The sequence below is a fragment of the Pantoea sp. X-Soil-TKNS-1279 genome (genome assembly GCF_059730565.1).
Genome location: NZ_AP035948.1, coordinates 4074098 through 4099156, shown reverse-complemented (window position 1 = coordinate 4099156; position 25059 = coordinate 4074098). Strand labels below are relative to the sequence as shown.

At 56.5% G+C, this 25059-nt stretch carries 23 protein-coding genes; 14 read left to right on the top strand and 9 right to left on the bottom strand.

The window, feature by feature from the left end:
• Positions 1–10: 10 nt before the first annotated feature.
• From kdpC to AC6I8N_RS19205, 3 genes are all read left to right on the top strand, one after another.
• Positions 11–583 (top strand): potassium-transporting ATPase subunit KdpC, encoded by a 573-nt coding sequence (gene kdpC / locus AC6I8N_RS19215; protein WP_021184930.1) that lies wholly within the window; start codon positions 11–13, stop codon positions 581–583.
• A gap of 101 nt (positions 584–684) precedes the next feature.
• A complete protein-coding gene (gene kdpD, locus AC6I8N_RS19210; RefSeq protein WP_021184929.1) occupies positions 685–3360 on the top strand; it encodes a two-component system sensor histidine kinase KdpD in 2676 nt (891 codons plus the stop codon).
• 54 nt (positions 3361–3414) lie between these two features.
• The gene (locus tag AC6I8N_RS19205; RefSeq protein ID WP_013510903.1) at positions 3415–3912 is read left to right on the top strand and encodes a TIGR00645 family protein; all 498 of its coding nucleotides are present in this window, start codon (positions 3415–3417) and stop codon (positions 3910–3912) included.
• Between the two features lie 28 nt (positions 3913–3940).
• On the opposite strand, the gene AC6I8N_RS19200 is transcribed toward AC6I8N_RS19205, so the two are convergent.
• Entirely contained in the window at positions 3941–4882 is a 942-nt protein-coding gene (locus tag AC6I8N_RS19200) for a LysR family transcriptional regulator (protein WP_497829703.1), read from the bottom strand.
• A gap of 92 nt (positions 4883–4974) precedes the next feature.
• Here AC6I8N_RS19200 and AC6I8N_RS19195 point away from each other — a divergent pair, with 92 nt between their 5' ends.
• The 3 genes from AC6I8N_RS19195 to AC6I8N_RS19185 all read left to right on the top strand — a co-directional run bounded on the left by AC6I8N_RS19195 (position 4975) and on the right by AC6I8N_RS19185 (position 7672).
• Positions 4975–6183 carry an MFS transporter gene (locus tag AC6I8N_RS19195; RefSeq protein WP_208724355.1) on the top strand — a complete coding sequence of 403 codons (1209 nt, stop codon included), beginning with the start codon at positions 4975–4977 and terminating at the stop codon, positions 6181–6183.
• 92 nt (positions 6184–6275) lie between these two features.
• Entirely contained in the window at positions 6276–6602 is a 327-nt protein-coding gene (locus tag AC6I8N_RS19190) for a hypothetical protein (protein WP_021184926.1), read from the top strand.
• A gap of 173 nt (positions 6603–6775) precedes the next feature.
• On the top strand, positions 6776–7672 hold the full coding sequence (locus AC6I8N_RS19185; RefSeq protein WP_208725596.1) for an alpha/beta hydrolase: 897 nt from the start codon (positions 6776–6778) through the stop codon (positions 7670–7672).
• A gap of 8 nt (positions 7673–7680) precedes the next feature.
• Here AC6I8N_RS19185 and AC6I8N_RS19180 read toward each other — a convergent pair whose 3' ends face one another.
• Positions 7681–8595: a bestrophin family protein gene (locus AC6I8N_RS19180; protein WP_208724354.1), complete on the bottom strand. Its 915-nt coding sequence runs from the start codon at positions 8593–8595 to the stop codon at positions 7681–7683.
• A 238-nt stretch (positions 8596–8833) separates the two neighbouring features.
• Here AC6I8N_RS19180 and AC6I8N_RS19175 point away from each other — a divergent pair, with 238 nt between their 5' ends.
• Complete coding sequence (locus AC6I8N_RS19175) at positions 8834–9475, top strand: hydrolase (protein WP_021184923.1); 642 nt, start codon at positions 8834–8836, stop codon at positions 9473–9475.
• On the opposite strand, the gene AC6I8N_RS19170 is transcribed toward AC6I8N_RS19175, so the two are convergent.
• On the bottom strand, positions 9472–10368 hold the full coding sequence (locus AC6I8N_RS19170; RefSeq protein ID WP_497829702.1) for a LysR family transcriptional regulator: 897 nt from the start codon (positions 10366–10368) through the stop codon (positions 9472–9474). The two genes, AC6I8N_RS19175 and AC6I8N_RS19170, sit on opposite strands and share 4 nt — an antisense overlap.
• 95 nt (positions 10369–10463) lie before the next feature.
• On the opposite strand from AC6I8N_RS19170, the gene AC6I8N_RS19165 reads away from it, so the two are divergent.
• From AC6I8N_RS19165 to AC6I8N_RS19155, 3 genes are all read left to right on the top strand, one after another.
• Positions 10464–11285, top strand: a complete 822-nt coding sequence (locus AC6I8N_RS19165; RefSeq protein WP_497830715.1) for an SDR family oxidoreductase — start codon at positions 10464–10466, stop codon at positions 11283–11285.
• A gap of 46 nt (positions 11286–11331) precedes the next feature.
• Positions 11332–12468, top strand: coding sequence for an epoxide hydrolase family protein (locus AC6I8N_RS19160; RefSeq protein WP_497829701.1), 1137 nt, complete (start codon positions 11332–11334; stop codon positions 12466–12468).
• 144 nt (positions 12469–12612) lie between these two features.
• Positions 12613–13629, top strand: a complete 1017-nt coding sequence (locus AC6I8N_RS19155) for a zinc-dependent alcohol dehydrogenase family protein (RefSeq protein WP_208724351.1) — start codon at positions 12613–12615, stop codon at positions 13627–13629.
• Positions 13630–13753: 124 nt separating this feature from the next.
• Here AC6I8N_RS19155 and AC6I8N_RS19150 read toward each other — a convergent pair whose 3' ends face one another.
• The 3 genes from AC6I8N_RS19150 to gorA form a co-directional block, all read right to left on the bottom strand.
• A complete protein-coding gene (locus AC6I8N_RS19150) occupies positions 13754–14533 on the bottom strand; it encodes an L-threonylcarbamoyladenylate synthase (RefSeq protein WP_021184918.1) in 780 nt (259 codons plus the stop codon).
• Between the two features lie 320 nt (positions 14534–14853).
• A complete protein-coding gene (locus AC6I8N_RS19145) occupies positions 14854–15786 on the bottom strand; it encodes a nucleoside recognition domain-containing protein (protein ID WP_497829700.1) in 933 nt (310 codons plus the stop codon).
• Between the two features lie 231 nt (positions 15787–16017).
• Complete coding sequence (gene gorA / locus AC6I8N_RS19140) at positions 16018–17370, bottom strand: glutathione-disulfide reductase (RefSeq protein ID WP_415173631.1); 1353 nt, start codon at positions 17368–17370, stop codon at positions 16018–16020.
• A 125-nt stretch (positions 17371–17495) separates the two neighbouring features.
• Between gorA and rnz the strand changes: the two genes are divergently transcribed.
• Positions 17496–18407, top strand: coding sequence for a ribonuclease Z (rnz, locus tag AC6I8N_RS19135; protein ID WP_497829699.1), 912 nt, complete (start codon positions 17496–17498; stop codon positions 18405–18407).
• A 6-nt stretch (positions 18408–18413) separates the two neighbouring features.
• On the opposite strand, the gene AC6I8N_RS19130 is transcribed toward rnz, so the two are convergent.
• Positions 18414–19256 carry a 23S rRNA (adenine(2030)-N(6))-methyltransferase RlmJ gene (locus tag AC6I8N_RS19130; RefSeq protein WP_021184914.1) on the bottom strand — a complete coding sequence of 281 codons (843 nt, stop codon included), beginning with the start codon at positions 19254–19256 and terminating at the stop codon, positions 18414–18416.
• A gap of 186 nt (positions 19257–19442) precedes the next feature.
• Here AC6I8N_RS19130 and prlC point away from each other — a divergent pair, with 186 nt between their 5' ends.
• Positions 19443–21485, top strand: a complete 2043-nt coding sequence (prlC, locus tag AC6I8N_RS19125; RefSeq protein WP_021184913.1) for an oligopeptidase A — start codon at positions 19443–19445, stop codon at positions 21483–21485.
• 8 nt (positions 21486–21493) lie between these two features.
• Entirely contained in the window at positions 21494–22243 is a 750-nt protein-coding gene (gene rsmJ / locus AC6I8N_RS19120) for a 16S rRNA (guanine(1516)-N(2))-methyltransferase RsmJ (protein WP_497829698.1), read from the top strand.
• Between the two features lie 52 nt (positions 22244–22295).
• On the opposite strand, the gene uspA is transcribed toward rsmJ, so the two are convergent.
• On the bottom strand, positions 22296–22730 hold the full coding sequence (gene uspA, locus AC6I8N_RS19115; RefSeq protein WP_013510885.1) for a universal stress protein UspA: 435 nt from the start codon (positions 22728–22730) through the stop codon (positions 22296–22298).
• 411 nt (positions 22731–23141) lie between these two features.
• Here uspA and uspB point away from each other — a divergent pair, with 411 nt between their 5' ends.
• Positions 23142–23477 (top strand): universal stress protein UspB, encoded by a 336-nt coding sequence (gene uspB, locus AC6I8N_RS19110; RefSeq protein ID WP_036626735.1) that lies wholly within the window; start codon positions 23142–23144, stop codon positions 23475–23477.
• A 45-nt stretch (positions 23478–23522) separates the two neighbouring features.
• Here the strand turns inward: uspB and pitA are convergent, their stop codons facing one another.
• Positions 23523–25022 carry an inorganic phosphate transporter PitA gene (gene pitA, locus AC6I8N_RS19105; protein WP_021184910.1) on the bottom strand — a complete coding sequence of 500 codons (1500 nt, stop codon included), beginning with the start codon at positions 25020–25022 and terminating at the stop codon, positions 23523–23525.
• Between the last annotated feature and the right edge of the window lie 37 nt (positions 25023–25059).

The window sequence follows — 25059 nt, the reverse complement described above, 5'->3', positions numbered from 1 at the left end:
GAGAAGAGAAATGAGTCAGTTACGTCCGGCTATTGTATTGTTAGTGCTGCTGGCGGTCATCACGGGTGGCGTATATCCGCTACTCACCACCGGCCTGGCGCAATGGTGGTTCCCGACGCAGGCCAATGGTTCGCTGCTGGAGCAGAATGGTGAGGTGCGAGGTTCTGCCATGATTGGTCAGGCATTCAGCCAACCCGGTCATTTCTGGGGCCGCCCGTCGGCCACTGGCGACAGCGCCTATAATCCGCTGGCTTCCAGTGGCAGCAATCTGGCAGGCAACAACCCGGCGCTGGATAAAGCGGTGGCGGAGCGCGTCGCGGCGCTGCGTGCCGCCAATCCACAGGCCCCGACGGCGGTTCCGGTTGATCTGGTGACCGCTTCGGCCAGCGGCCTCGACCCGGATATCTCCCCGAAAGCTGCGCTGTGGCAGGCACCGCGCATTGCAGCAGCGCGCCAGATGCCGTTGCAGGAGGTTGAAGCCTTGATTGCACGCCATACTGAACGTCCGTTGCTGCCGTTTACTGGCGAAGAGACGGTGAACGTGCTGCGGTTAAATATGGCACTGGATGCATTAAACAACTAACACCGTAGCGGCGCGATTTATCGCGCGGTTTTGTGCACGCGGTGGGAAAAATCTGCGCGATAAATCGCGCCGCTACGGATCGGAGAGATAACGGACTGAACATGAACGACGAACTGCCGCGCCCGGACCCCGATGCGCTGCTGCTGAACCACAGCGATAGCCATCGCGGCAAACTCAAAATCTACTTTGGTGCCTGTGCCGGGGTGGGGAAAACCTACGCCATGCTCCAGGAGGCGCAACGTCTGCGTGCCCAGGGACTGGATGTGCTGGCGGGCGTGGTCGAAACCCACGGCCGTGATGAAACCGCCGCCCTGTTGCAGGGGCTGGCGGTTTTGCCACGTCGCGCCACCGGCCGTTCACGGCACGCGGAGTTCGATCTGGATGCCGCGCTGGCGCGCCATCCAGCGGTGATCCTGATGGATGAACTGGCGCACACCAACGTGCAGGGTTCACGCCATCCGAAGCGCTGGCAGGACATTGAAGAGTTGCTCGATGCCGGTATCGATGTGATCACCACCGTCAACGTGCAGCATCTGGAAAGCCTGAACGATGTGGTCGGTGGTGTTACCGGTATTCAGGTGCGCGAAACCGTGCCCGATCCCTTCTTCGATGCCGCGGACGAAGTGGTGCTGGTGGATCTGCCTCCCGATGATCTGCGTCAGCGGCTGAAGGAGGGCAAAGTCTACGTTGGCGACCGCGCCGAACGTGCTATCGAAAACTTCTTCCGTAAAGGCAATCTGTTTGCCCTGCGTGAACTGGCGCTGCGCCGTACCGCCGACCGGGTCGATGACCAGATGCGTGCCTGGCGCGATCAACAGGGACGCGACAAGGTGTGGCACACGCGAGATGCCATTCTGTTGTGCATAGGCGATGACACCGGCAGTGAAAAGCTGGTGCGTACCGCTGCACGGCTGGCGGCACGGCTTGGCAGCGAGTGGCACGCGGTGTACGTGGAAACGCCACGCCTGAATCGCCTGCCGGAAGCGCGTCGCCGCGCCATTCTGCGCACGCTGCAACTGGCGCAGGAGCTGGGGGCGGAAACCGCCACTTTGTCCGATCCCGACGAGGCACGCGCGGTACTGCGCTACGCCCGTGAACACAACCTCGGCAAGATCGTCACTGGCCGCCAGCCACAGCGGCGCTGGCGGCGTGACAGTTTTGCCCAGCGGCTCGGTGAACTGGGGCCAGACCTCGATTTGCTGGTGGTGGCGCTGGATGAACCGGTACGTGATGCCCCTTCGCAGCTAAATGGTCAGCGCGCCAGCGCGGAAAAATGGCGTATGCAGCTCCGCGGCTGCCTGATGGCGCTGGTGTTGTGCATCCTGGTTACCGCCGCAGGTCGCTGGTTGCTGGTTGAGTTTGCCCCGGCCAATGGCGTGATGATCTATCTGCTGGCGGTGGTGATTGTCGCGCTGCGCTTTGGTCGCTGGCCGTCGGTCTTCGCCACGGTGATCAACATCCTCGCCTTTGACCTGTTCTTTGTGGCACCTACCGGCACCGTGGCGGTGTCGGATCTGCAATATCTGGTGACTTTCGGGGTGATGCTGGCGGTGGGGGTGATTGTCGGTAATCTGACGGCAGGTGTGCGTTACCAGGCGAGGGTGGCGCGTTATCGCGAGCAGCGGGCACGCCATCTGTATGAGATGGCGAAGTCGCTTGGCAGCGCGTTGACGCCACAGGATATCGCCAGCACCAGCCAGCGGGTGATTGAGGTGACGCTTCAGGCTCGCAGTCTGCTGCTGCTGCCGGATGAGCAGGGCGAGTTGCAGGCGGTGGGGGAAAGCAGCATGGGCACGCCACCGGACCTGGGCATTGCTAAGTGGAGCTACAGCAAAGGGCAACCCGCCGGGGCCGGTACCGATACCTTACCGGCGGTGCCGTACCAGATTCTGCCGCTGAAAAGCGGCAACCACTGCCGTGGCCTGCTGGTGGTGGAGCCAGAGAATTTACGTCAGCTGATGATCCCGGAACAGCAGCGGCTGGTGGAAACCTTCACCGTATTGATCGCCAACGCACTGGAACGGATGGCGCTGTCGCAAAGCGAAGCCGCTTCGCGCCTGGCGGCGGAGCGCGAGCAACTGCGTAACGCGTTGCTGTCGGCGCTGTCGCATGACCTGCGCACGCCGCTGACGGTGTTATTCGGTCAGGCGGAAATGCTGATGCTCGACCTTGCCAGCGAACAGCCGAAATATGTCGCACAGGCTAATCAGATCCGCGAGCAGACGCTAAGTACCATCCGGCTGGTCAGCAACATGCTGGATATGGCGCGCATCCAGTCTGGCGGGTTGAATCTGCGTGAAGAGTGGGTGGCGCTGGATGAGGTGATCGGTGGGGCGCTGAGCAGCATGGGCCCCTCGCTGAAAGGCCATGACTTCACCCTCGATCTGCCTGCTGAGCTGGTGTTGATCAAAGGCGACAGCAGCATGCTGGAGCGGGTGTTTACCAATATCATCGAAAACAGCCTGAAATATGCCGGGAACGCGGCACAGCATGGCATTCGCGCCTGGCGTGAAAATACCCGGCTGGAAATCGCCATTTGGGATAGCGGCCCGGGGATTGCGCCGGATGCCCTGACACGCATCTTTGATAAGTTTGCCCGTGGCGATAAAGAATCGGCCGTGCCGGGCGTGGGTCTCGGACTGGCGATTTGCAAAACCATTGTCGAATCTCACGGTGGACGCATCTGGGCGGAGAACCGTCCCGAAGGCGGCGCTTCGTTCCGGCTCTCGCTGCCGCTGCCGCCGCCTCCTGAAATTTCTGAAGACGGGCTGAAATAACTTCACATTTGTTCGGTTATAATCGCCGACTTGTCGGTTGATTAATGGGAAATTATGGAACGTTTTACCGAGAACCTGATGTATGCATCGCGCTGGTTGCTGGCACCGGTTTACATCGGACTTTCACTGGGATTGCTGGCGCTAACGATTAAGTTTTTCCAGGAGATTTTTCATCTGTTGCCTGACATCCTCAGCATCGGTGAAAACGATCTGATTCTGCTGCTGCTGTCGCTGGTGGATATGACGCTGGTTGGTGGCCTGCTGGTAATGGTGATGCTGTCCGGTTATGAGAACTTTGTTTCTAAGCTGGATATCGCCGAACACAAAGAGAAGCTGAGCTGGCTCGGCAAGATGGATTCCGGTTCGCTGAAGAATAAAGTGGCGGCGTCGATTGTGGCGATTTCCTCAATTCACCTGCTGCGGGTGTTTATGGAAGCGCGCAACGTCGCCAATGATAAACTGATGTGGTTTGTGATTATCCACCTGACGTTTGTGCTGTCGGCGTTTGTCATGGGTTATCTGGACAATATGTCCAAAGCAGAGAAAAAATAATTCCGTAGCGGCGCGATTTATCGCGCCGCTACGACGGCACTCTTCCTGCGGGTTGTGTCCCCGCTAACTGCGGCATCACTTCGCGAATCATGGCAAAAAACTTCTGCAACCTCGCCGGGTAGTAACTGGCCCACGGATAGGTTAGCCATACCGGTAACGGCGGTGCTTGCCACTCTGGCACCAGTTGAATCAAATCGCCGCGCGCCAAATCCTCCTGCACTACCCATGACGACACCACGGCCGCGCCCATGCCCGCCAGTGCGGCTTTGCGTACCGCGTACAGGCTGTCGCTGGCCAGGCGTGGGCTGATCGCCAGATTCACCGGATGCCCGTCGCTCAGGCGTTGGAGCGCTATCTCGCCGTGATAAAAACTGGTGAGCGCCAGCCACGGCAGATGCGGTAACTGTTCAACCTTTTCCACCGGCGGATGCGCGGCCAGTAACGACGGGGCAGCCACGACAAAACGCGGCACCTCCGCCAGCAGAATGGCCACCACTGAAGGGTCGGTCGGCGCACCGACCTGAATGGCACAGTCGACGTTTTCGGCGACAAAATCGGGCGTGCGGTCGTTCAGCATCCACTCCACATTCAGACGCGGATAGCGTTGCAGATAATCCACCAGCGGGGCGACCAACTGATCCTGGCCAAACGCATGCGGCGCCCGCACCCGCAACGTACCCACCGGGTCATCGCTGGCACCGGTCAAATCATCTTCCAGCGCGTACCAGGTGGCGAGCAGTTGGCGTGCCTGCTGGTAGCAACGCTCGCCGTCATCGGTGAGTTTCAGCGCATGGGTGGTGCGCAGAATCAGCTTTAGCCCCAGCCGCTGCTCCAGCGCCTGCAAACGGCGGCTGATGGTCGGTTGGGTGGTGCCGAGTTGCGCGGCAGCAGCCGACAAGGAGCCGCTCTCCACGATGCGAATAAAGGTTTGCATCAGCTCGATGCGATCAACGCTGGAAAGATTGCTCATACGTACCACGTATAACGGTTTTGCTTTTCATCAGTCTACCGCGTATGGCTGTGACGCGCTTTAATAAACGCACTTTCACGGGGGAACCGAATATGTCTGCCATGACGCAATCATCTGAACAGATCACTGAGTCACTGCCCACACCGCTGGTCTTTACGCTGGCGGCGGGTGCCGGTCTGAGTGTCGCATCGATTTACTACAGCCAGCCGATGCTGGATATCATCAGCAAACAATTTAACGCCAGCATTGGCAGCGTCGGCATGGTGCCGATGCTGACGCAGGCAGGCTATGCGCTGGGCATCCTGCTGCTGGCTCCGCTTGGCGATCGCCACGATCGTCGTACCATCATCCTGATAAAAGGTTTGCTGCTGATGGCGGCGCTGCTGCTGTGTGGTTTCTCCGGCGGCCTGAACGCGCTGCTGATCGCCAGCTTTGTTACCGGCTTAACCGCCACCGTGGCGCAGGATATCGTTCCGGCGTCGGCAGCGCTGGCCCCGGAACGTAGCCGGGGGAAAACCGTGGGTACGGTGATGACCGGGCTGTTGGTCGGCATCCTGCTCTCCAGGGTGGTGAGCGGCGTGGTGGCGGAGTACTTCGGCTGGCGCACCATGTACCTGGTGGCCGCCGCAGCGGTACTGATGATCAGCCTCGCCCTGTGGCGCGTGCTGCCACGCTTTACACCGGGCACCTCGGTGAGTTATCCGCGTCTGCTGCTGTCGCTGGCGCATCTGTGGCAGCATCACCAGACGCTGCGCCGTGCCGCACTGGCGCAAGGCTTGCTGTCCGTGGGTTTTAGCGCCTTCTGGTCAACGTTGGCGCTGATGCTGAGCGATCGCTTCCATCTGGATAGCGCAGTGGCAGGTGCCTTTGGCCTGGCGGGTGCCGCCGGTGCGCTGGCCGCACCGCTGGCGGGGAGCTTTGCCGACCGCATTGGTCCGGCCCGTGTGACCCAATATGGTGCCACGCTGGTCATGGTGTCTTTTGCCCTGATGTTCCTGTTGCCGGTGTTGCCGGTATCCGCCCAGCTTGGGTTAATCATCATCAGTACCGTCGGTTTTGACCTCGGCGTACAGGCGACGCTGGTGGCGCATCAGACGCTGGTCTATAGCCTCGCACCGGAAGCGCGTAGCCGTCTTAACGCCCTGATGTTCACCGTGGTGTTTATCGGTATGGCAACCGGTGCCGCGTTGGGTAGTCTGGCGTTGGCGCACTGGGGCTGGACCGGTGTGGTAGCGCTCTCGACCCTGGCGGCGGCGATCAGCCTGATGATTCGTCTGGCGAGCCGCCACCTGAAAAACTGATGTGGCAGGCTGTCTGATGAATTTAGTTGCATGGATGGCAACAGGTGCGCAACATGGGGCATCGCAATTTCTGGCAACTACAGGAGCCTGTTATGAAAGTTTGGTTGCTCGCCCTCATTGGGCTGTCACTGTCGACCAGTGCGCTGGCGGAAGATCCCAACGCAGACGCGGAACAAAACGTCTATGCCAGCCAGTTGTGCCATCTGGTAAGCAGCGAAAAAAGCACCGGAACGATGGACAGTTATGTGACAAAAATGAAGGCGCAAATCGCCAGCGGCCAGTCGGAATTCGATGAAGAGATGGCGCAGGAAGTGATCAGCGGTTGGTTACAGTTGGGCGAGGATGAACGCAGCCAGTTGCGTCATAACCAGCAGCAATGCGAACAGACGGTGATGACGCAATTTCAGCAGGAAGATTAAATCTTTTTATCGACCGGGGTAGCCCTAAAATTCGCGCCATTTTTGGCGCGTTTTTTATAGCTTTTTTGTACAGATTGCGTACATAATCGCCAGCGTTTGGCATTGGACTTGCATCACCATAACGAGACACAGCCTCAAGGCTGTCCCTTTCCTGACAGTGGCTTCACAGCATGATGATAACGCGTCGCCGCCTTTTGCTGGCAACCGGGGCAACAGTACTTTCGATGACCACAGGCAAACTGTTTGCCCGTGATGACATTATCCCTCTCTGGCCGGAAGATCCGCCCGGCGGCGGTGGCCCATCGGGTTTGTTGCGTGTCAGTGCCAACGGTTCCTGGTCCAACATTGTCTCTCCGGCTATCCAGCGTTTTCGCCCGGAAAATCCCAATGGCGAAGCGGTGCTGATTGCGGCGGGCGGCGGTTATAAATGGATCGGTATGGGGCGCGAGGCCTGGCCCGTAGCGCGCTGGCTCAATGCCAACGGCTACACCGCCTATGTGCTGAGTTACCGCTTACCGGGCGAGAAGTGGCAGGCGGGCCATCTGGCCCCGTTGCAGGATGCGCAGCGCGCGATTCGTCTGGTCCGTTCCTTTGAACGCAAAGTCCATGTGCTGGGATTCTCGGCGGGCGGTCATCTGTTGGGAATGGCGGCGGCTCGCCCTGATTTCGACAGCTATCCGGCGCAGGACCCGCTTGATGAGGTGGTGCCGAAAGTGGACAGCGTCGGCCTGATCTATCCGGTGATCACCCTTGAAGCACCGTATCAGCACACCAACACCCATTTGATGATGGTGGGGAAAAACGCCACCCCGGCGGAAGAGGCCAACTGGTCGGTACAGAACTTTGTTACCCACAACTATCCGCCCACCTTTCTGGCGCAGGCGGAAGATGACCACACCTCTAATCCGTATAACACCGAATTAATGCGTGATACCTGCCGCCGTATGCGCGTGCCAGTGGAGCTGATCGAGCTGAGCAGTGGCGGGCACGGTTTTGGCCTGGGTAAAGCGGGAACGCCAGCGGCACTGTGGGATCAGGCTTACACGCGCTGGCTGGACCATCTGGGCTAAGCTGTGGCTTACGTAAGATTAAAATATTTATCCGGCTGCAACGGTTCCGGCAACGGATCACCGTTCATCGCCTTCAGGTTACGCTCAATCGCCACACAAATGGCGTCCAACGGTAGGTCATTCGGCGCGGTACCAAACGGGTCTTCCAGTTCCTCCGCCAACGATTCCAGCGACAAAAAGGTGTAAGAGATAAACACCGACACCAGTGGCGTCATGGCGTGCAGATCTGACACCAGCGCAAAAGGCAGCAGGGTGCAGAACAGATACACGGTACGGTGCAGAATCAAACTGTAGGCAAAAGGAATCGGCGTGCTGGCGATACGATCGCATCCGCCCAGTATCGTGGAAAGATGATTCAGGTTCTCATCGATGCTTTGCCAGACAATATCCGACACATGCCCTTCATGTCGTTGTTGCGCCAGCCACTCCCCCATACACATCAAAATCTGCGTGGTCGCCAGCGGCTGATGTAGCACCGCATTGTGCCAGCGCGGCGGCAGGGTGCGCTGCAAATCCGTCAGCGGGTCCGTGCGGCGAAGTTGATGTTTCAGGCTCAGATTGAAGGCAATTTGCAGATCGGCAAATTCACGCGCCTGATCCAGGCTGAGCGTGCGAATACTTTTTACCTGGCGCAACAGGGAGCGCTGGGTAATCAGCAATGTCCCCCACAGGGTGCGGGCTTCGGTAAAGCGTGCGTAGCTGGCGTTGTTACGAAAGCCAAGGAAGATGGCGATCGACACACCAATCAGGCTAAACGGCGCGGTGGTCAGATGGATACCGAGCGTTTCATACCAGGGAAAACCGAGGATGGCGACAAGCGACATCAGCAGGTTGAGTGACAGACGGAACAGGATGCTGGTGAGCACCGAACCATGCCAGTCAAACAGCCGCAGGAACCAATGCTGGTGGGGGCGAACAATCATTTTTGCGATGGTGAATTTTTGATTTTGTGATCACAGGTTACGCCTGTCTTCACCGACTGATCAACGTTGTTTCGCAGGCTTTTGGCGAGGGAATGGTGGTTTTTTTCAATTAAATCAATCTTCTAAAATCGTTTTGAACAACTTATAAAATTCTTTCCGTTATCTCTTCAGCGCGGCTTTTTTTAAAGTTCATCTCAACGACACAACACACAAAACCTATACCGCTGAGGAATTTACCATGTCTAAACTTGACCTGCTCGACCCGCAAAACTCTACCCTGATCTTCATCGACCACCAGCCGCAGATGGCATTTGGCGTGGCCAATATCGATCGCCAGCAGCTCAAAAATAACACCGTTGCCCTGGCAAAAGCGGGCAAGATTTTCGACGTGCCGGTGATTTACACCTCGGTGGAAACCGAAAGCTTTAGCGGCTACATCTGGCCGGAACTGCTGGCGGTACACCCGGAAGCGAAGCCGATTGAGCGAACCTCAATGAACTCATGGGAAGATGCCAAATTTGTTGCCGCGGTAGAAAAAACCGGACGTAAAAAGCTGATTATCTCCGCGCTGTGGACCGAAGTGTGCCTGACCTTCCCGGCACTGATGGCGTTGAAAGCGGGTTATGAAGTCTATGTGGTGACTGACACCTCAGGCGGCACCAGCGTGGATGCCCACGAACGTTCGGTACAACGGATGGTGCAGGCCGGTGCGGTGCCGGTGACATGGCAGCAGGTGTTGCTGGAGTACCAGCGCGACTGGTCACGCAAAGAGACCTATGACGCGGTGATGGACCTGGTGCGTGAGCACAGCGGTGCCTACGGTATGGGCGTTGATTATGCCTACACTATGGTGCATAAAGCGCCGCAACGTCAGCTTTAATAGGGCAGATGCGTTTTCAGGGCATCGATAAACAGCCGTAGCGCCATCGACTGATGGCGGTTAGGTGGAAACCACAAGGCGATGCCCGCCGACTGCACACGCCACTCGGCCAGCAACTCCACCAGCTGGCCGTTGGCTAATCCTGCGCTGGCGTACGGCAGCGGCAGGTAAGCGATGCCTAAACCGCTGATGGCCGCCTGGGCCATCAGCGCATTGTTGTCGAGCGTCAGCGTACCCGGCACATCCATTTCCAGCGACTCCCCCTGCCGTTGATATTCCCAGCGATAGCGTTTACCACTCGGCAGCCGCTGGCGGATGCACTGGTGCTGCTGTAAATCCTGCGGATGCTGTACCGGCGGATGATCAGCGAGGTAAGCCCCGGCTGCCACGGTAACAAACGTCAGCGGGCCGCCAAGCGGCACTGCCACCATATCCTGCGGCACGTCTTCAATCAGCCGAATGCCGGCATCAAAACCCTGCGCGGTGATATCCACCAGTGCACCCTGCGCGGCGAGGTCCAGTTCTATTTGCGGATATTGGACGCTGAACGCCGGAATAACATGCGTTAGCAGCAAGCCAATTGCCGCATCGCTGGCGCTGATACGTAGCGTGCCGGAATGCTGCTGGCGCTGAGCGCTGACGTCAAACAGCACCTCGTCCATCTCATTCAATAGCGGCGTCAGCCGGCTGAGCAACTGCTGGCCTGCCTCGGTCAGTGCCACGCTTCGCGTGGTGCGCTGAAACAACTGTACACCCAGATTGTGTTCCAACCCTTTCACCAGATGGCTGAGTGAGGAACGTTTTAGCCCGAGCATTTCGGCGGCGCGGCGAAAGCTGCGCTGCTCCGCCAGCGTTCTGATGGCTTGCAGTTCATGCCACGAAGGTCTTCTCATTGGTGGTTTTTCCTCACCAGGTCATGCGCGATTAGGGAGACGATAACCACCAGTAAAGCGATCTACCATCAGGTTTTCAACAGGAGGAAACAATGATGAAAACCTGGTTAATTACCGGTGCCAGCAATGGGCTGGGTCGTTTGATGAGTGAACGCTTACTGGCGCGTGGTGATGTTGTGATTGCCTGCGTTCGTCGGGTGGCGGCGATGGCTGACCTGCAACAACGCTACGCTGAACGTTTGCAGGTTATTGCGTTGGATCTGGCGCAGACCGCCACCATTGCACCCGCCATCACGCAAGCTTTTGCCAGCGCCGGGCGCATTGATGTGGTGGTGAGCAACGCCGCTTACGGCCTGTTTGGTGCCGCCGAGGAGCTGAGTGATGCGCAAATTGAACGGCAAATTGCCACCAACCTCACCGGCTCGATTCAGCTGATTCGTGCAGCGATTCCGCTGCTGCGTCAGCAGGGCGGCGGTCGCATTGCCCAATTGTCGTCGGAAGGCGGCCAGGTGGCTTATCCCAACTTCAGCCTGTATCACGCCACCAAATGGGGCATTGAGGGTTTTGTTGAGGCGGTACGCCAGGAGGTCGTGAGCTTTGGCATCGACTTTTTGTTGGTGGAACCTGGCCCGACAGCGACCAACTTTGGTGCCGGACTGGATGTGGCTACGGCGCTGGAATGCTATCGCGCTACCGCCTCGGGCGAGCTGCGACGCAGGTTGCAGTCAGGGGAGTTTGCCATCCTCGGTGATGCAGAAAAATGTGTGACAGCGATGATCACCACCCTGGAACAGCCGCAGATGCCGTTGCGACTGGCTCTTGGCAGCACCGCTTATCAGCACATTGATATGGCCTTACAAAATCGTCTGGCGGAGTTGCATACGCAAAAAGCACTGGCCTATGGCGCGGATGCCTGAGCAGACTACAGTAGAGGCAGAGCCTGATTAAACTCCAGGAGTTGCTATGTCTGTGCAATCCTTTCAGATTGATATCGCGCAATCACAGTTGGATGACCTCGAATGGCGTCTGCGCCAGACGCGCTGGGCGGCGACCCTGCCCGGCGCTGTGTGGCAGAAAGGCACCGCGCCTGATGAGCTAAAAGCGTTGGTGGATTACTGGCTGCATCAGTATGACTGGCGTCAGCAGGAGCACGACCTTAACCAGCTTGGGCATTATTACTGGCGGCAGGATGAGACGCAGATCCATTTTGTCCATCAACGCGGCAACGGGCCTGACCCGTTGCCGCTGTTGTTGACTCACGGCTGGCCCGATTCGTTTTTGCGCTACCAGAAAATTATCCCGCTGTTGACCGATCCGGCACGTTTTGGTGGCAAGGCGGAGGATGCGTTCGATGTTATCGTGCCATCGCTACCGGGCTTTGCCTTTTCGGCCTGCCCGCCGGGCGGGGTTAACAACGCGCAAATCGCCGATCTCTGGGCGCAGTTGATGACCGAGTTGGGCTACCCGCGTTTCGCCGCCAGCGGGGGCGATATTGGTTCTGGCGTCACCCGCTACCTTGCGGTGCAGCATCCCGACAGGTTGGTGGGTATTCACCTCACCGATATCGGGTTGGTACGCCCGTTGATGCAGGCGACCGGTGCAGATCTTACCGATGAAGCGCGCGACTATCAGGCGGCAGCGATGAAATGGATTACGCAGGAAGGGGCGTATATGGCGCTGCAATCCACCAAACCGCAAACCCTGGCATTCGCGCTCAATGATTCCCCGGTCGGACTGGCAAGCTGGATTCTGGAGAAATTCCACAGTTGGGGTGATTGCCAGGGCAATGTGTTTGGCCGCTTCAGCAAAGATGAGCTGCTCAATAACATCATGTTGTACTGGCTTACCGCTAGCTTCGGCACTTCAGCCAACCTCTATTACGAAAACAGCCACTCGCTTCCGCCGATGGCGAAAATCACCGTGCCGACCGGGTTGACGCGTTTTCCGTATGACCTGATGCCGCCGCCGCGCCACTGGGCAGAGCAGAATCTGGCTATTCGGCACTGGCATGAATTGCCACGCGGTGGGCATTTTACCGCGATGGAGGAACCAGAGTTGTTGGCGCAGGAGATTCGGGCGTTTTATCAGCCATTGCGCTGAAAGGTATCATTTCTGGCGATATCTAAAATCAAAAATCACGATTTCCGTGATGTCTTCTCCTTTGTCATGCTGAGCACCATCGGAAAAGGCAGGGATTCGCTATCACTGCCACACTTACCTTTTTGCTGACGAGGATGACTGACAATGCAAGCGATGATCTTAAAAAGCCCCGGTGGACTGGAGAATTTGCAATTGGTGGACCTGCCGGACCCCGGCAAACCTGGGCCGGGTGAAATCCGGGTGGCAATTCATGCCACTTCACTGAATTTCCACGATTTACTGGTCGCCCAGGGGGCCATTCCGACCGCTGATGGCCGCATTATGATGGCAGACGGCGCGGGGGTGGTGGAAGAGATTGGCGCTGGCGTCAGCGAATTTAAGGTGGGCGATCATGTGGTATCCGGCTTCTTCCCGCAGTGGCAAGATGGATTATCCTCGGCTCAGGTCGGAAACTTTGCCCAAACACCGGGCGATGGTGCGCACGGTTTTGCCGCAGAAGTGGTGGTGCGTCCGGCCAGCCACTTCACCCTGGCACCAAAAGGCTGGCGACATGCGGAAGCGGCGACCATCACTACCTCCGGTCTGACGGCCTGGCGCGCCTTGGTGGGTGATGCGCAGATCAAAGCGGGTGATACCATTCTGACGCTGGGTACCGGTGGCGTGTCCATCACCGCGCTGCAAATTGCCAAAAGCATGGGCGCACGGGTGATCGTCACCTCCTCGTCCGATGAAAAGCTGGCGCGTGCGCGCGAGCTGGGCGCGGATGAGGTGATTAACTATCGCAGCACGCCGGAGTGGGGCAAAGCGGTGCAGCAATTGACGCAGGGTCAGGGTGCGGATGTGGTGATTGAGCTGGGCGGTCCCGGCACGATGGCGCAATCGATCGAAGCGGTGCGTGTCGGTGGTCATATTGCGTTGATCGGTGTGCTGACCGGGCGTGAAGGCGTGATCCCTACCTCGCTGTTAATGGCAAAGCAGGCGCGCATTCAGGGATTGATTGTCGGCCATCGCCGCCAGCAGCAGGACTTTGTGCGCGCACTGGAGCAGACCGGCATTCGTCCGGTGATCAGCGACAGTTACGGCACCCTGGGAGATCTACCGGCCGCGTTTCAGCATCAACAAAACGCCGGTCACTTCGGCAAGATTACGGTTGAGTGGTAAATTTCATTGCGCGATAAATCGCGCCGCTACCGTATCTGCAAAGTTTCATCACGACGCGATTCATCGCGCTGTTATGAACAATATGTGCAAGGTTTCGTAGCGGCGCGATTCATCGCGCTACAAATTAATAATAATCGCCGTGACGATAATCCCACGAAGGGAAAATATCGGACAGCAGCGACATAATCTTATCAACATCAAGACCTTTGCGGATCAGCACCGGACAGGGTGTGATTTTGCGCTCGCCTTTTTGCTCCGGGATTAAACGACCTTCATTATCCACCATCGACACCATCACTCCCTGCTCATAACGCACTTTGTTGTCGTCGTTGGGTTGAATGGATTTCACGTAATCGTTGGCAGCAATAATTAAATCGGCACGGGATTCAATGCGTTCGCCAATACCTTCAACCAGACCACGGTTGCCCTGACCGGATGGGTTAGCGGAACTGGCAAAGGAGAATTTACCGTGTTTTTCCCACAATTCTTTTGCCAGTATTTCACCCGGCTTGCCGAATTTAATCACGAAACAGCTGGTCTGGCGGCCATCCATCATTAACGCTTTGGAACCGTCAGCCGGAATACGCGACAACGCATCTTCACGCCACGGTAAGATGCAGCCCAGCAGAATGTCCTGATCCCAGTGGCGTTGATACAGTTCGTCGATTTCCGGGTTGAGCTGTGCCAGGGAACGCAGTTGCTCCAGCGAGCCGCACAGCACCACGCCTGGCTTGTTGCGATTACGGTTTTTCGCCTCGAACTTGCGTTCCAGGCCGGCTTTATCGGAGGTCATAATGATGTAGCCGACCTTGGTGGGGCTGACGATCATGCCGCCCTCTTTGGCAAGAATGTCGATGGCTTCGTGCTGTAACCCGCCATTCCAGGTTATTTTTTTACCGCTCATGGATAGACCCTATCTGCATACAAAATATGACGCACAGGAATATTACCTGCGATGAATATAAGGGATTACGTTATTAACCAGATATTTCTTCAGGGTATGTGCTGCCGATATTTATTAGCAGGCAAACCATTAGAGTTATAGGGTTAATTGCAGCGTTCAGCAATAATCGTTTCGGGATAATAATACTAACAATAACCGTCATGCAACTGATGAAAATAACGATAAAATAGATAGGGTTAATTTTAAATAACGCTTAATAACTGTGGTGTTATTTAGAAAATTGAAGCGCTAAACAGGTGGTTACCTGTTTAGCGTTGCGTTTAAAAAAGGAAAGAATGCGCCGTGGTGCGCAGCGCGATACCTAACAGAATACCCGGTACGGCGAAACGGAACAGTCGTGGGAAGCGACTGGACAGGCCGAGGAAAATGCCGATGCCGGGCAGGTCGAAGGTCTGAATCAACAAACCTGCCGACGCGTTAATATTGTGGGCGCTGTACAACCCTTTTTCCACCAGACCCGCAATGACGCCATAGTAGGCCGTGCCGCCTGCCAGGCATTTGGTGAGTGCGGGCAGAATGTAGACCTCGGAAATATTCAGTCGGTCCAGCAACGGAGACAACCACCGGGTCAGCAATTCTACGCCACCGGCCTCTTTCAGAATGCCGACTACCGATAAGGAGAGGATCAACATCGGTAGCGAGCCAAGCGCCAGACGAATCGCATCGGAACCGGCATTATTGATAATGGCAATCAGGCCGGGCTTCGCTTCGTTATGACTGATTCCCTCGTCTTCATCACGCAGCGCGACGGCAGAGAGCTTACGACCAAAAAAGTGGTAAGTGGTGGAAGCCGCCACGATGCCTCCAGAAATCGAGATCAGTATGGCCGCCCCCCAATGCAGACCGGCAGGAATCAAAGGATAAAAGGCATTTGCCTGGCCCATGGCAAATAACATGCTGAGCGTGGCAGCCATATGGCGATCGGAGGTGCCACGTTTTTCCATAATCGCCAGGGCGGCGAGCGGAGCGGCGAAACTGACAAAATTTAACTGGATGAGGGCAAATAACGCCAGCCCGGTAATACCCAAAGGTTTTAATAACGGCGTGGTATGACGCACAATAAAATCGAGTACGCCTTTTGCCTCCAGATATTTCATCACAAATAACATAACAACCATGATGGGAATCAGCGTATACAGCGCCACATCCACCGAGGCTTTACCCGCCGACATAATAATACTGATGATATTCATGCCTGATTCTGTTCCTTGCTACTTAATCCCCGCTGCGCAAAATAAATATTCACATCAGCCTCCCTCTGCCAAATAATTCACCAAAAAACAGCCACGCGATAAATACGTTAGCGTCTGCAAAGGGAGAAATGTTATCCCGGCGAGCGAGGATTGAGTAGCAAAGAAACAGAGTTTTTGTCTGGAAGGGTAAGGGAGGAAAGCCAGCATGCAGTAACATGCTGGCCGGGTTAGTTAGCGCATCGTCACAAACTCTTCCGCTGCGGTCGGGTGGATCGCCACGGTGTTGTCGAAGTCTTTTTTGGTGGCACCCATTTTCAGCGCCACTGCAAAGCCTTGCAGCATCTCATCCATGCCAAAACCGATACCGTGGATACCGACGATTTTCTCTTCCGGTCCTACGCAGACCAGCTTCATCCGGCATGGCTGACGGTGTTGGGTGACGGCGGTGTACATGGCGGTGAAGGCCGATTTGTACACTTTCACCTGATCATCGCCGTACTGCTCACGCGCCTGGGGTTCGGTCAGACCGACGGTGCCAATCGGCGGGTGGCTGAACACTACGGTCGGGATATTGTTGTAATCCAGATGTTCGTCCGGCTTGTTGTTGAACAGACGCTCAGACAAGCGACGGCCTGCTGCTACCGCTACCGGTGTCAGCTCGACTGCGCCGGTGTTGTCACCGACCGCGTAAATGCCCGGCACGCTGGTGTTCTGGAACTTATCCACCTTGATATAACCTTTCTCATCCAGCGCCACGCCAGTGACGGCCAGATTGAAGTTATCGTTGGCCGGTTCACGGCCAATCGCCCATACCAGGCAATCTACGGTTTGCTCCTGACCGTTTTCCAGTTGCAGCGTCAGGCTGCCGTCAGCGTTTTTGATCACCGCTTGCGGGATGGAATCGGTATGCAATGACGGGCCTTCAGCCTGCATCACTTCAACCAGCGTATCGGTGATCAGCGGGTCAAAGCTGCGCAGCGGCGCGTGCTTACGCACAAACAGGTGGGTTTCCGCGCCCAGCGCGTTGACCACCCCTGCCAGCTCCACGGCGATATAACCGGCTCCGACTACCGCCACACGTTTTGGCAGCGCATCCAGCTCAAAGAAGCCGTCGGAGTCGATGCCGTATTCTGCTCCCGGCACGTTGGGATGGCCTGGACGGCCACCAGTGGCGATCAGGATATGATCAGCGGTAATGGTTTCACCGTTCACTTCCACGGTGTGCGCATCAACAAAACGGGCGAAGCCTTTGATTACTTCAACCTTGTTCTTGCCCAGCACGTTGTCGTATGAGGTGTGGATACGATCGATATAGGCGCTGCGATTTTTCACCAGGGTTGACCAGTCGAAGCGGTTAACCGTGGTGTCGAAGCCGTAATCCGGGCCATACAGGTGAATAGCTTCGGCAATCTGCGCCGCGTGCCACATCACTTTTTTTGGTACGCAACCTACGTTGACACAGGTGCCGCCCAGCTCTTTGGCTTCAATCAGGGCGCATTTCTGGCCGTACATCGCTGCACGGTTAATGGAGGCGATTCCGCCGCTGCCGCCGCCAATGGCAAGGTAGTCAAAATGTCTGGTCATCAGATGTGTCCATTTGCAGGAAGAAAAATTGGGTTAGAGTGTAACGCTGACAGGGGAAAGGGCGCAAAGATTGCACCTATGATTGTGATAGGGTTGGATCAAAACCCATTACAGGGAAGCACCGTATGCAACTGACATTTCTTGGCACCGGCGCAGGTGCGCCAAGCCTGCAACGTAACGTCACCGCCATTGCGTTGACCTTATCCAAACGGGGTGACACCTGGTTGTTCGATTGTGGTGAGGCGACGCAGCATCAATACATGCGTTCGGCGCTGAAACCGAGCAAGCTGGAAAAAATCTTTATTACCCATCTGCACGGCGACCATATTTTTGGTCTGCCCGGATTACTCACCAGTCGCTCGATGGCGGGCTTAAAAGAACCACTGACCATCTATGGTCCGTCAGGTATCCGTCAATTCATCGAGACGGCGCTGAGCCTGAGCGGCTCCTATACCAGTTTTCCGCTGGAAATCGTGGAAATCGCCGCCGGGCTGGTGTTTGACGACGGTGATTTCCGTGTCACCGCCTGGCCGATGAACCATATTGTGGAGTGCTACGGCTACCGCATCGAACAGCATGATACCCCCGGTTTTCTTGATGCTTCGCGCCTGAAAGCGGAAGGGGTGCCGCGTGGGCCGTGGTATCAGCAACTGAAGCAGGGCGAGCGTGTCCGGTTGGAGGATGGGCGCGAAATTAATGGTGCTGAATATCTGGGGCCGTCCACCAAAGGCAAGGTGGTGGCGATTTTTGGCGATACCGGGCCGACTGAGGTGGCGTTGCAACTGGCGGCTGATGCCGATGTGATGGTGCACGAAACCACGCTGGAGGCGGCGCTGGCGGAGAAGGCCAACAGTCGCGGCCATTCCACCACGATACAAACGGCAGAAGTGGCAAAACAGGCCGGGGCTAAGCGGTTGATCGCCACCCATTTCAGCTCGCGCTATTTGTCACAGGATCGGGAGAGATTGCTGGCGGAGTGCCAGTCCATCTTTGCGGCGACGGAGCTGGCACATGATTTTGCGGTGTTCGAGATTTAGTGCGCCTTACTCCGGCACAATCCACTCAATACGAGTATGACCGGTGCCTGCTGGCACCAGTTTCTGATGCAGCCACGGCAGCAGTTCTTTCATCTGCTGCTCCAGCTTCCACGGTGGGTTAATCACAATCATCCCCGAAGCGGTCATGCCACGCTGGTCGCTGTCCGGGCGGACGGCCAGCTCAATCTGCAAAATGTTGCGAATGCCGGTGGCTTGCAGATCTTTGGTCATATGTTTGATCTGCTGACGTAGCACCACCGGATACCACAACGCGTAGATACCGGTACTGAAACGCTTGTAACCTTCCTGAATGCCTTTCACCACGTCCTGATAATCGCTTTTCAGCTCATACGGCGGGTCGATCAGGATCAGGCCACGGCGCGTTGGCGGTGGCAGCTTGGCTTTCAACTGCTGATAACCATCGGCACGCTCGACACGCGCACGGCTGTCTTTGCTGAATTCATTGCGCAGCAGCGGATAATCGCTGGAATGCAGCTCGGTGAGTTGCAGTTTATCGTCCTGGCGCAGCAGATGGCGGGCAATCAGCGGTGAACCCGGATAGTAGCGCAGGGTGCCGTTAGGGTTCAGGTTACGGATCGCTGAGAAGTAAGGCTTCAGCAGTTCCGGCGCATCCGGCTGCTGCCAGATACGCGCGATGCCTTCCAGATATTCACCGGTACGCTCGGCGTGCTCACCGCTCAGCTGGTAACGTCCGGCACCGGCGTGGGTATCCAGATAGAGGAAAGGCTTCTCCTTCTCCATCAGGGCGGTCAGGATCAGGCTCTCAACGGTGTGTTTGAGCACGTCGGCATGGTTGCCGGCATGAAAACTGTGGCGATAACTCAGCATAAAAAAGAGGGGTCCGCGGTTGGATCAAAGAATTCACTACATCGTATGTGGCGGGATTATAGCCGCGCTGGATAAAAATTGCTGACGTTTCGGGGCAGCATTGATTTTCCGCTAATCAGGCCGCATGTTAGTAAGATTGCGTTGCGCGACCGATCGCGCCCCATACTCCATAAAAGGACTGCGCTTATGACCAATCCGTTACTTACGCCTTTTACCCTTCCGCCTTTTTCTGCCATCAAACCTGAGCACGTTGTTCCTGCGGTAACCGCCGCACTGGACGACTGCCGTGCGGCGGTGGAGCGCGTAGTGGCACAGGGCGCGCCTTATAGCTGGGATAACCTGGTACAACCGCTGGCAGAAGTGGATGATCGCCTCGGGCGTATTTTTTCGCCGGTCAGCCATCTGAACTCGGTAAAAAACAGCCCGGAACTGCGTGAGGCTTATGAGCAGACGCTGCCGCTGCTGTCCGAATACAGCACCTGGGTTGGTCAGCATGAAGGACTGTACCAAGCGTATCGTGACCTGAAGCAGGGTGACAACTATGCGGCGCTGGATATCGCCCAGAAGAAAGCGGTGGATAACAGCCTGCGTGATTTCGAGTTATCGGGTATCGGACTCGATAAAGAAAAACAGAAACGCTATGGCGAGATTGCCGCGCGTCTGTCTGAGCTGGGTTCGACCTACAGCAACAACGTCCTCGATGCCACTCAGGGCTGGAACAAACTGATCACCGATGAAGCGGAGCTGTCCGGTATGCCGGAAAGTGCGCTGGCGGCAGCCAAAGCGATGGCGGAAGCCAAAGAGCAGGAAGGCTGGTTGCTGACGCTGGATATCCCGAGCTATCTGCCGGTGATGACCTACTGCGACAACGCGGCGCTGCGTGAAGAGATGTATCGCGCCTACTCAACCCGTGCGTCTGATCAAGGCCCGAACGCCGGTAAATGGGATAACGGCCCGGTGATGGCGGAAGAACTGGCGCTGCGCCACGAACTGGCCCAGTTGCTCGGCTTTGATTCCTTTGCGGATAAATCGCTGGCGACCAAAATGGCGGAAAGCCCGTCTCAGGTGATCGATTTCCTCACTGACCTTGCTAAACGCGCCCGTCCACAGGGTGAGAAAGAGCTGGCCCAACTGCGCGCCTTCGCCAAAAAAGAGTTCGGCGTCGACGAGATGAACCCGTGGGATCTGACTTACTACGGCGAAAAGCAGAAGCAGCATCTCTACACCATTAGCGATGAGCAACTGCGTCCCTATTTCCCGGAAGCGCGTGCGGTGAATGGCCTGTTTGAAGTGGTGAAACGTATCTACGGCATCAGCGCGCAAGAGCGTAAAGATGTCGACGTTTACCACCCGGATGTGCGTTTCTTCGACCTGTTTGATGAAACCGGCGAACTGCGCGGTAGCTTCTACCTCGACCTCTACGCGCGTGAGCACAAACGCGGCGGAGCCTGGATGGACGACTGTGTCGGCCAGATGCGCAAAGCCGATGGCAGCCTGCAAAAGCCGGTGGCTTACCTCACCTGTAACTTCAACCGTCCGGTGCAGGGCAAGCCTGCGTTGTTCACCCATGATGAAGTGACCACGCTGTTCCACGAGTTTGGTCATGGTCTGCATCATATGCTGACGCGTATCGAAACCCCTGGCGTGTCCGGTATCAGCGGTGTGCCGTGGGATGCGGTGGAACTGCCGAGCCAGTTTATGGAGAACTGGTGCTGGGAACCGGATGCGCTGGCGTTTATCTCCGGCCACTATGAAACTGGCGAGCCGCTGCCGAAAGAACTGCTGGATAAAATGCTGGCAGCGAAAAACTACCAGGCGGCGCTGTTTATCCTGCGTCAGCTGGAGTTCGGCCTGTTCGATTTCCGTCTGCACACCGAGTTTAACCCGCAGCAGGGCGCGCAAATCCTCGAAACCCTGCGTGAGGTGAAGAAGCAGGTGGCGGTGGTGCCCAGCCCGGAATGGGGCCGTTTCCCGCACGCCTTCAGCCATGTGTTTGCGGGTGGCTATGCCGCAGGTTACTACAGCTACCTGTGGGCCGACGTGCTGGCTGCCGATGCTTACTCACGCTTTGAAGAAGAGGGTATCTTTAACCGTGAAACCGGTCAGTCGTTCCTCGACAACATCCTGACGCGTGGTGGTTCTGAGGAGCCAATGGAGCTGTTTAAACGCTTCCGTGGCCGTGAACCGCAACTCGATGCGATGCTGGAACATTACGGGATTCAGGGATAAGCCTGCTTGTGAAAATCGGTTTAATTGATGAAACAGGCGCCGGAGACGGCGCCTTATTACATTTGGCCCAGCGCTGGGGACTGGAGCAGGATGAGCAGTCGCCACTGGCGCTGGTGCTGACTGCCAGCCATCTTGAGCTGCGTAAACGCGACGAGCCAAAGCTGGGCGGCATTTTTGTTGATTTCGTCTCTGGCGCGATGGCGCACCGGCGTCGTTTTGGCGGTGGGCGCGGTGAAGCAGTGGCGAAAGCGGTGGGTATCAAGGGTGATTACCTGCCGGATGTGGTCGATGCCACGGCCGGATTAGGACGCGATGCCTTTGTTCTGGCCGCGCTGGGCTGCCGGGTGCGCATGCTGGAACGTCATCCGGTGGTGGCGGCGTTGCTGGAGGATGGTTTACGTCGGGGTTATGACGATGAGGAAATCGGCGGCTGGCTGCGCGAGCGATTAACGCTGCTGCATGTCGTCAGCCAGCAGGCGCTGAGTGAAATCACTCCCGCGCCAGATGTGGTGTATCTCGACCCGATGTATCCTCACCGGCAAAAAAGCGCGATGGTGAAAAAGGAGATGCGGGTATTCCAGTCTCTGGTGGGCGCGGATGAGGATGCTGATGCACTGCTGGAACCGGCGCGGCGTCTGGCGAAAAAACGTATTGTGGTGAAGCGCCCGGATTACGCCCCGCCGTTAGCGGGTGTGGTGACACAGTCAGCGGTGGTGACCAAAAGCCATCGTTTTGATATCTATCCGCCGCTAAGCTGATATTTGCACATATCCGCTACAAAAAATCAGGCCGGTTTCCCGGCCTGATGTGTTATTCGTCGTCATCGCGCAACGGCACAATCAACATATCAATATGCACCGTATTAATGAGCTGGCGCGCTGAGGACATCAGCTTGCTCCAGAAGTCCTGATGGTGGCCACATACCACCAAATCCACATCATATTTTCTAATCGCATCCACCAGCACCTGACCGAGGTCACCGCTACCGCTCAGGGTTTCACTGATGGGGTATCCGGCGTTGGTCGAAAGTTCTTTCAGTGCGGTATGCGTCTCTTCAGAGATGCGTTTCTGCATATCACCCAAATTGACGTCAATCAGCCCGGTGTAGAGGTCTGAATAATTCACATCAACGTGGATTAATGAGATTTTCGCATCATAGGGACGTGCCAGTGAGACGGCTTTTTCAACCAGTAACTGGCTTTCAGGGGAAAGGTCTACTGCAATCAGGATGTGTTTATAAGCCATGATATAACTCCTTTCACAAGATTCTGGGGGCAACCCGAATTCCTGCCACGTCACGGCTGGCGAAATCCTTTGCGCATAACGGCGATAAGCGCCACCCATCGAGATTTATGCTTTGCAGGCGGTTTGTTGTTATACCCCCCAGTATAGCCAGAGTTGTTAACAAATGCTGCAAGGCGCTGCGCCGCTGTGAGGAAGATCAAGGGTTATCGCTTTTTTCGCTCGCGGTGAACGAAAATCATCGCTGGAAAAATTTTTACCAAATCTCCTACACTGAAAATGACGGTCATACATCTCCTGATGACTTACCGCCGGACTCGCAAAAAAACAACGCAATTCGATTCATTCAGTGGAAGGCTTTCTCGTGGAGCGTTTACAGCGTTGCGTCTCCACGTCTCCAGCCGGGAGGGGATCATGATTAGCACTATCGCGCTTTTTTGGGCTCTTTGTGTAGTTTGTCTGGTGAATATGGCGCGCTACTTCTCTTCTCTGCGCTCGTTATTGGCGGTGCTACGTGGTTGCGATCCGCTGTTATATCAATATGTGGATGGTGCTGGCTTCTTTACGTCGCACGGTCAGCCCAGCAAACAGGTGCGCCTGGTGCGCTATATCTGGGAGAAGCGCTATCGTGACCATCACGACGAAGAGTTTATTCGTCGCTGTGAACGGGTACGCGGGCAATTTATTTTGACCAGCGGGCTGTGTGGGCTGGTGGTTGTCAGCCTGATCGCGATGGCGGTCTGGCAATAAAAAAAGGGCGACATTGCTGTCGCCCTTCGGTGTCTGAAGCGGTGATTACACCAGCTTCAGCGCAATCCAGTACAAGGAACCGGACAACAGAATACACACCGGCAGGGTAAACACCCACGCCATCGCGATATTCTTGATGGTACGGCTTTGCAGACCGCCACCATCAACCAACATGGTCCCGGCGACTGACGACGACAGAATGTGCGTGGTGGAAACCGGCATCCCGGTGTAGCTGGCAATGCCAATCGACACCGCTGCCGTCACCTGCGCTGACATACCCTGCGCGTAGGTCATGCCTTTCTTACCAATCTTCTCACCGATAGTGGTCGCCACACGACGCCAGCCAATCATGGTGCCGACGCCAAGCGCCAGGGCTACGGCCATGATGATCCACACCGGCGCATACTCAACGGTTCCCAACAGATCGCTTTTCAGCTTGTTCAGGAAACGCTGGTCGTCAGCGCTGGTTTCCGGCAGCTTCGCCGCTTTATCGGCGGTATCGGAGATACACAGCAGCAGACGACGCATCTGGCTGCGCTGGTCTGGTGTCAGGTCACTGTAGCTTTGCAGATTGTTCAGTAAGCCCTGAGCTCGCTGAATCGCTGGCAGCGCACGGGCGCTATCGCAGTGGAATTCATGCGGGCCATTGATGGACTCTTCTGGCGCAGGCACCGCAGGCGGCACCATCTGCACAATGTGCGTCAGGGTTTCGCTGTGCTGCTGGTAGTACTGCTCCAGATGGTTGACGGCATCACGGGTACGGGTGATGTCATAACCGGAGGCATTCATGTTGACCACGAAACCCGCAGGTGCGACACCAATCAGCACCAGCATGATCAGGCCAATGCCTTTCTGACCATCGTTCGCACCGTGTGAATAGCTTACGCCAATGGCGGAAACAATCAGGGCGATACGCGTCCAGAATGGCGGCTTTTTCTTGCCGTCGATTTTCTCGCGATCGGCTGGCGTCATATGAATACGCGAGCGTTTCTTGGTGCTGCTCCAGTAGCGGCGCAGCAGGAAAATCAGGCTACCGGCAATCACCAGACCGACAATCGGCGACAGGATCAGGGAAAGGAAGATATTCAGAACTTTTGGCAGGTTGAGCGCATCAACCACCGACGTTCCGGTCATCAGAGCATTGGTCAGACCGATACCAATAATGGCACCAATCAGGGTATGGGAGCTGGACGCCGGCAGGCCAAGATACCAGGTGCCGAGGTTCCAGATAATCGCAGCCAGCAGCATGGAGAACACCATAGCCAGGCCGTGAGCTGAACCAACATTTAATAGCAGATCGGTGGGGAGCATATGAACAATGGCATAGGCCACGCTCAAACCGCCCAGCAAAACACCGAAAAAGTTGAAAACACCTGCCATCACAACCGCCAGCTGCGCCCGCATCGCACGGGTGTAGATAACTGTCGCGACCGCGTTGGCTGTGTCGTGGAAACCGTTGATTGCTTCGTAAAACAATACAAACAGCAGGGCAAGAACCAATAACAGGCCGGTACTCAGGTCAAGACCAGCAAACAGATGTAGCATAAACGTTACGCCATTTTGGAGGACATGAACGCGGCGC

Excerpts from the sequence above, each read along its gene's own strand:
- AC6I8N_RS19175 (WP_021184923.1), top strand. The coding sequence starts at position 8,834 with ATGTCTAAACTTGACCTGCTCGACCCGCAAAACTCTACCCTGATCTTC.
- AC6I8N_RS19165 (WP_497830715.1), top strand. The coding sequence starts at position 10,464 with ATGAAAACCTGGTTAATTACCGGTGCCAGCAATGGGCTGGGTCGTTTG.
- uspA (WP_013510885.1), bottom strand. The coding sequence starts at position 22,730 with ATGGCTTATAAACACATCCTGATTGCAGTAGACCTTTCCCCTGAAAGC.
- pitA (WP_021184910.1), bottom strand. The coding sequence starts at position 25,022 with ATGCTACATCTGTTTGCTGGTCTTGACCTGAGTACCGGCCTGTTATTG.
- AC6I8N_RS19180 (WP_208724354.1), bottom strand. The coding sequence starts at position 8,595 with ATGATTGTTCGCCCCCACCAGCATTGGTTCCTGCGGCTGTTTGACTGG.
- AC6I8N_RS19145 (WP_497829700.1), bottom strand. The coding sequence starts at position 15,786 with ATGAATATCATCAGTATTATTATGTCGGCGGGTAAAGCCTCGGTGGAT.
- AC6I8N_RS19185 (WP_208725596.1), top strand. The coding sequence starts at position 6,776 with ATGATAACGCGTCGCCGCCTTTTGCTGGCAACCGGGGCAACAGTACTT.
- AC6I8N_RS19130 (WP_021184914.1), bottom strand. The coding sequence starts at position 19,256 with ATGCTGAGTTATCGCCACAGTTTTCATGCCGGCAACCATGCCGACGTG.
- prlC (WP_021184913.1), top strand. The coding sequence starts at position 19,443 with ATGACCAATCCGTTACTTACGCCTTTTACCCTTCCGCCTTTTTCTGCC.
- rnz (WP_497829699.1), top strand. The coding sequence starts at position 17,496 with ATGCAACTGACATTTCTTGGCACCGGCGCAGGTGCGCCAAGCCTGCAA.
- AC6I8N_RS19160 (WP_497829701.1), top strand. The coding sequence starts at position 11,332 with ATGTCTGTGCAATCCTTTCAGATTGATATCGCGCAATCACAGTTGGAT.
- kdpC (WP_021184930.1), top strand. The coding sequence starts at position 11 with ATGAGTCAGTTACGTCCGGCTATTGTATTGTTAGTGCTGCTGGCGGTC.
- AC6I8N_RS19205 (WP_013510903.1), top strand. The coding sequence starts at position 3,415 with ATGGAACGTTTTACCGAGAACCTGATGTATGCATCGCGCTGGTTGCTG.
- kdpD (WP_021184929.1), top strand. The coding sequence starts at position 685 with ATGAACGACGAACTGCCGCGCCCGGACCCCGATGCGCTGCTGCTGAAC.
- uspB (WP_036626735.1), top strand. The coding sequence starts at position 23,142 with ATGATTAGCACTATCGCGCTTTTTTGGGCTCTTTGTGTAGTTTGTCTG.
- AC6I8N_RS19170 (WP_497829702.1), bottom strand. The coding sequence starts at position 10,368 with ATGAGAAGACCTTCGTGGCATGAACTGCAAGCCATCAGAACGCTGGCG.
- AC6I8N_RS19190 (WP_021184926.1), top strand. The coding sequence starts at position 6,276 with ATGAAAGTTTGGTTGCTCGCCCTCATTGGGCTGTCACTGTCGACCAGT.
- AC6I8N_RS19155 (WP_208724351.1), top strand. The coding sequence starts at position 12,613 with ATGCAAGCGATGATCTTAAAAAGCCCCGGTGGACTGGAGAATTTGCAA.
- AC6I8N_RS19200 (WP_497829703.1), bottom strand. The coding sequence starts at position 4,882 with ATGAGCAATCTTTCCAGCGTTGATCGCATCGAGCTGATGCAAACCTTT.
- gorA (WP_415173631.1), bottom strand. The coding sequence starts at position 17,370 with ATGACCAGACATTTTGACTACCTTGCCATTGGCGGCGGCAGCGGCGGA.
- AC6I8N_RS19195 (WP_208724355.1), top strand. The coding sequence starts at position 4,975 with ATGTCTGCCATGACGCAATCATCTGAACAGATCACTGAGTCACTGCCC.
- AC6I8N_RS19150 (WP_021184918.1), bottom strand. The coding sequence starts at position 14,533 with ATGAGCGGTAAAAAAATAACCTGGAATGGCGGGTTACAGCACGAAGCC.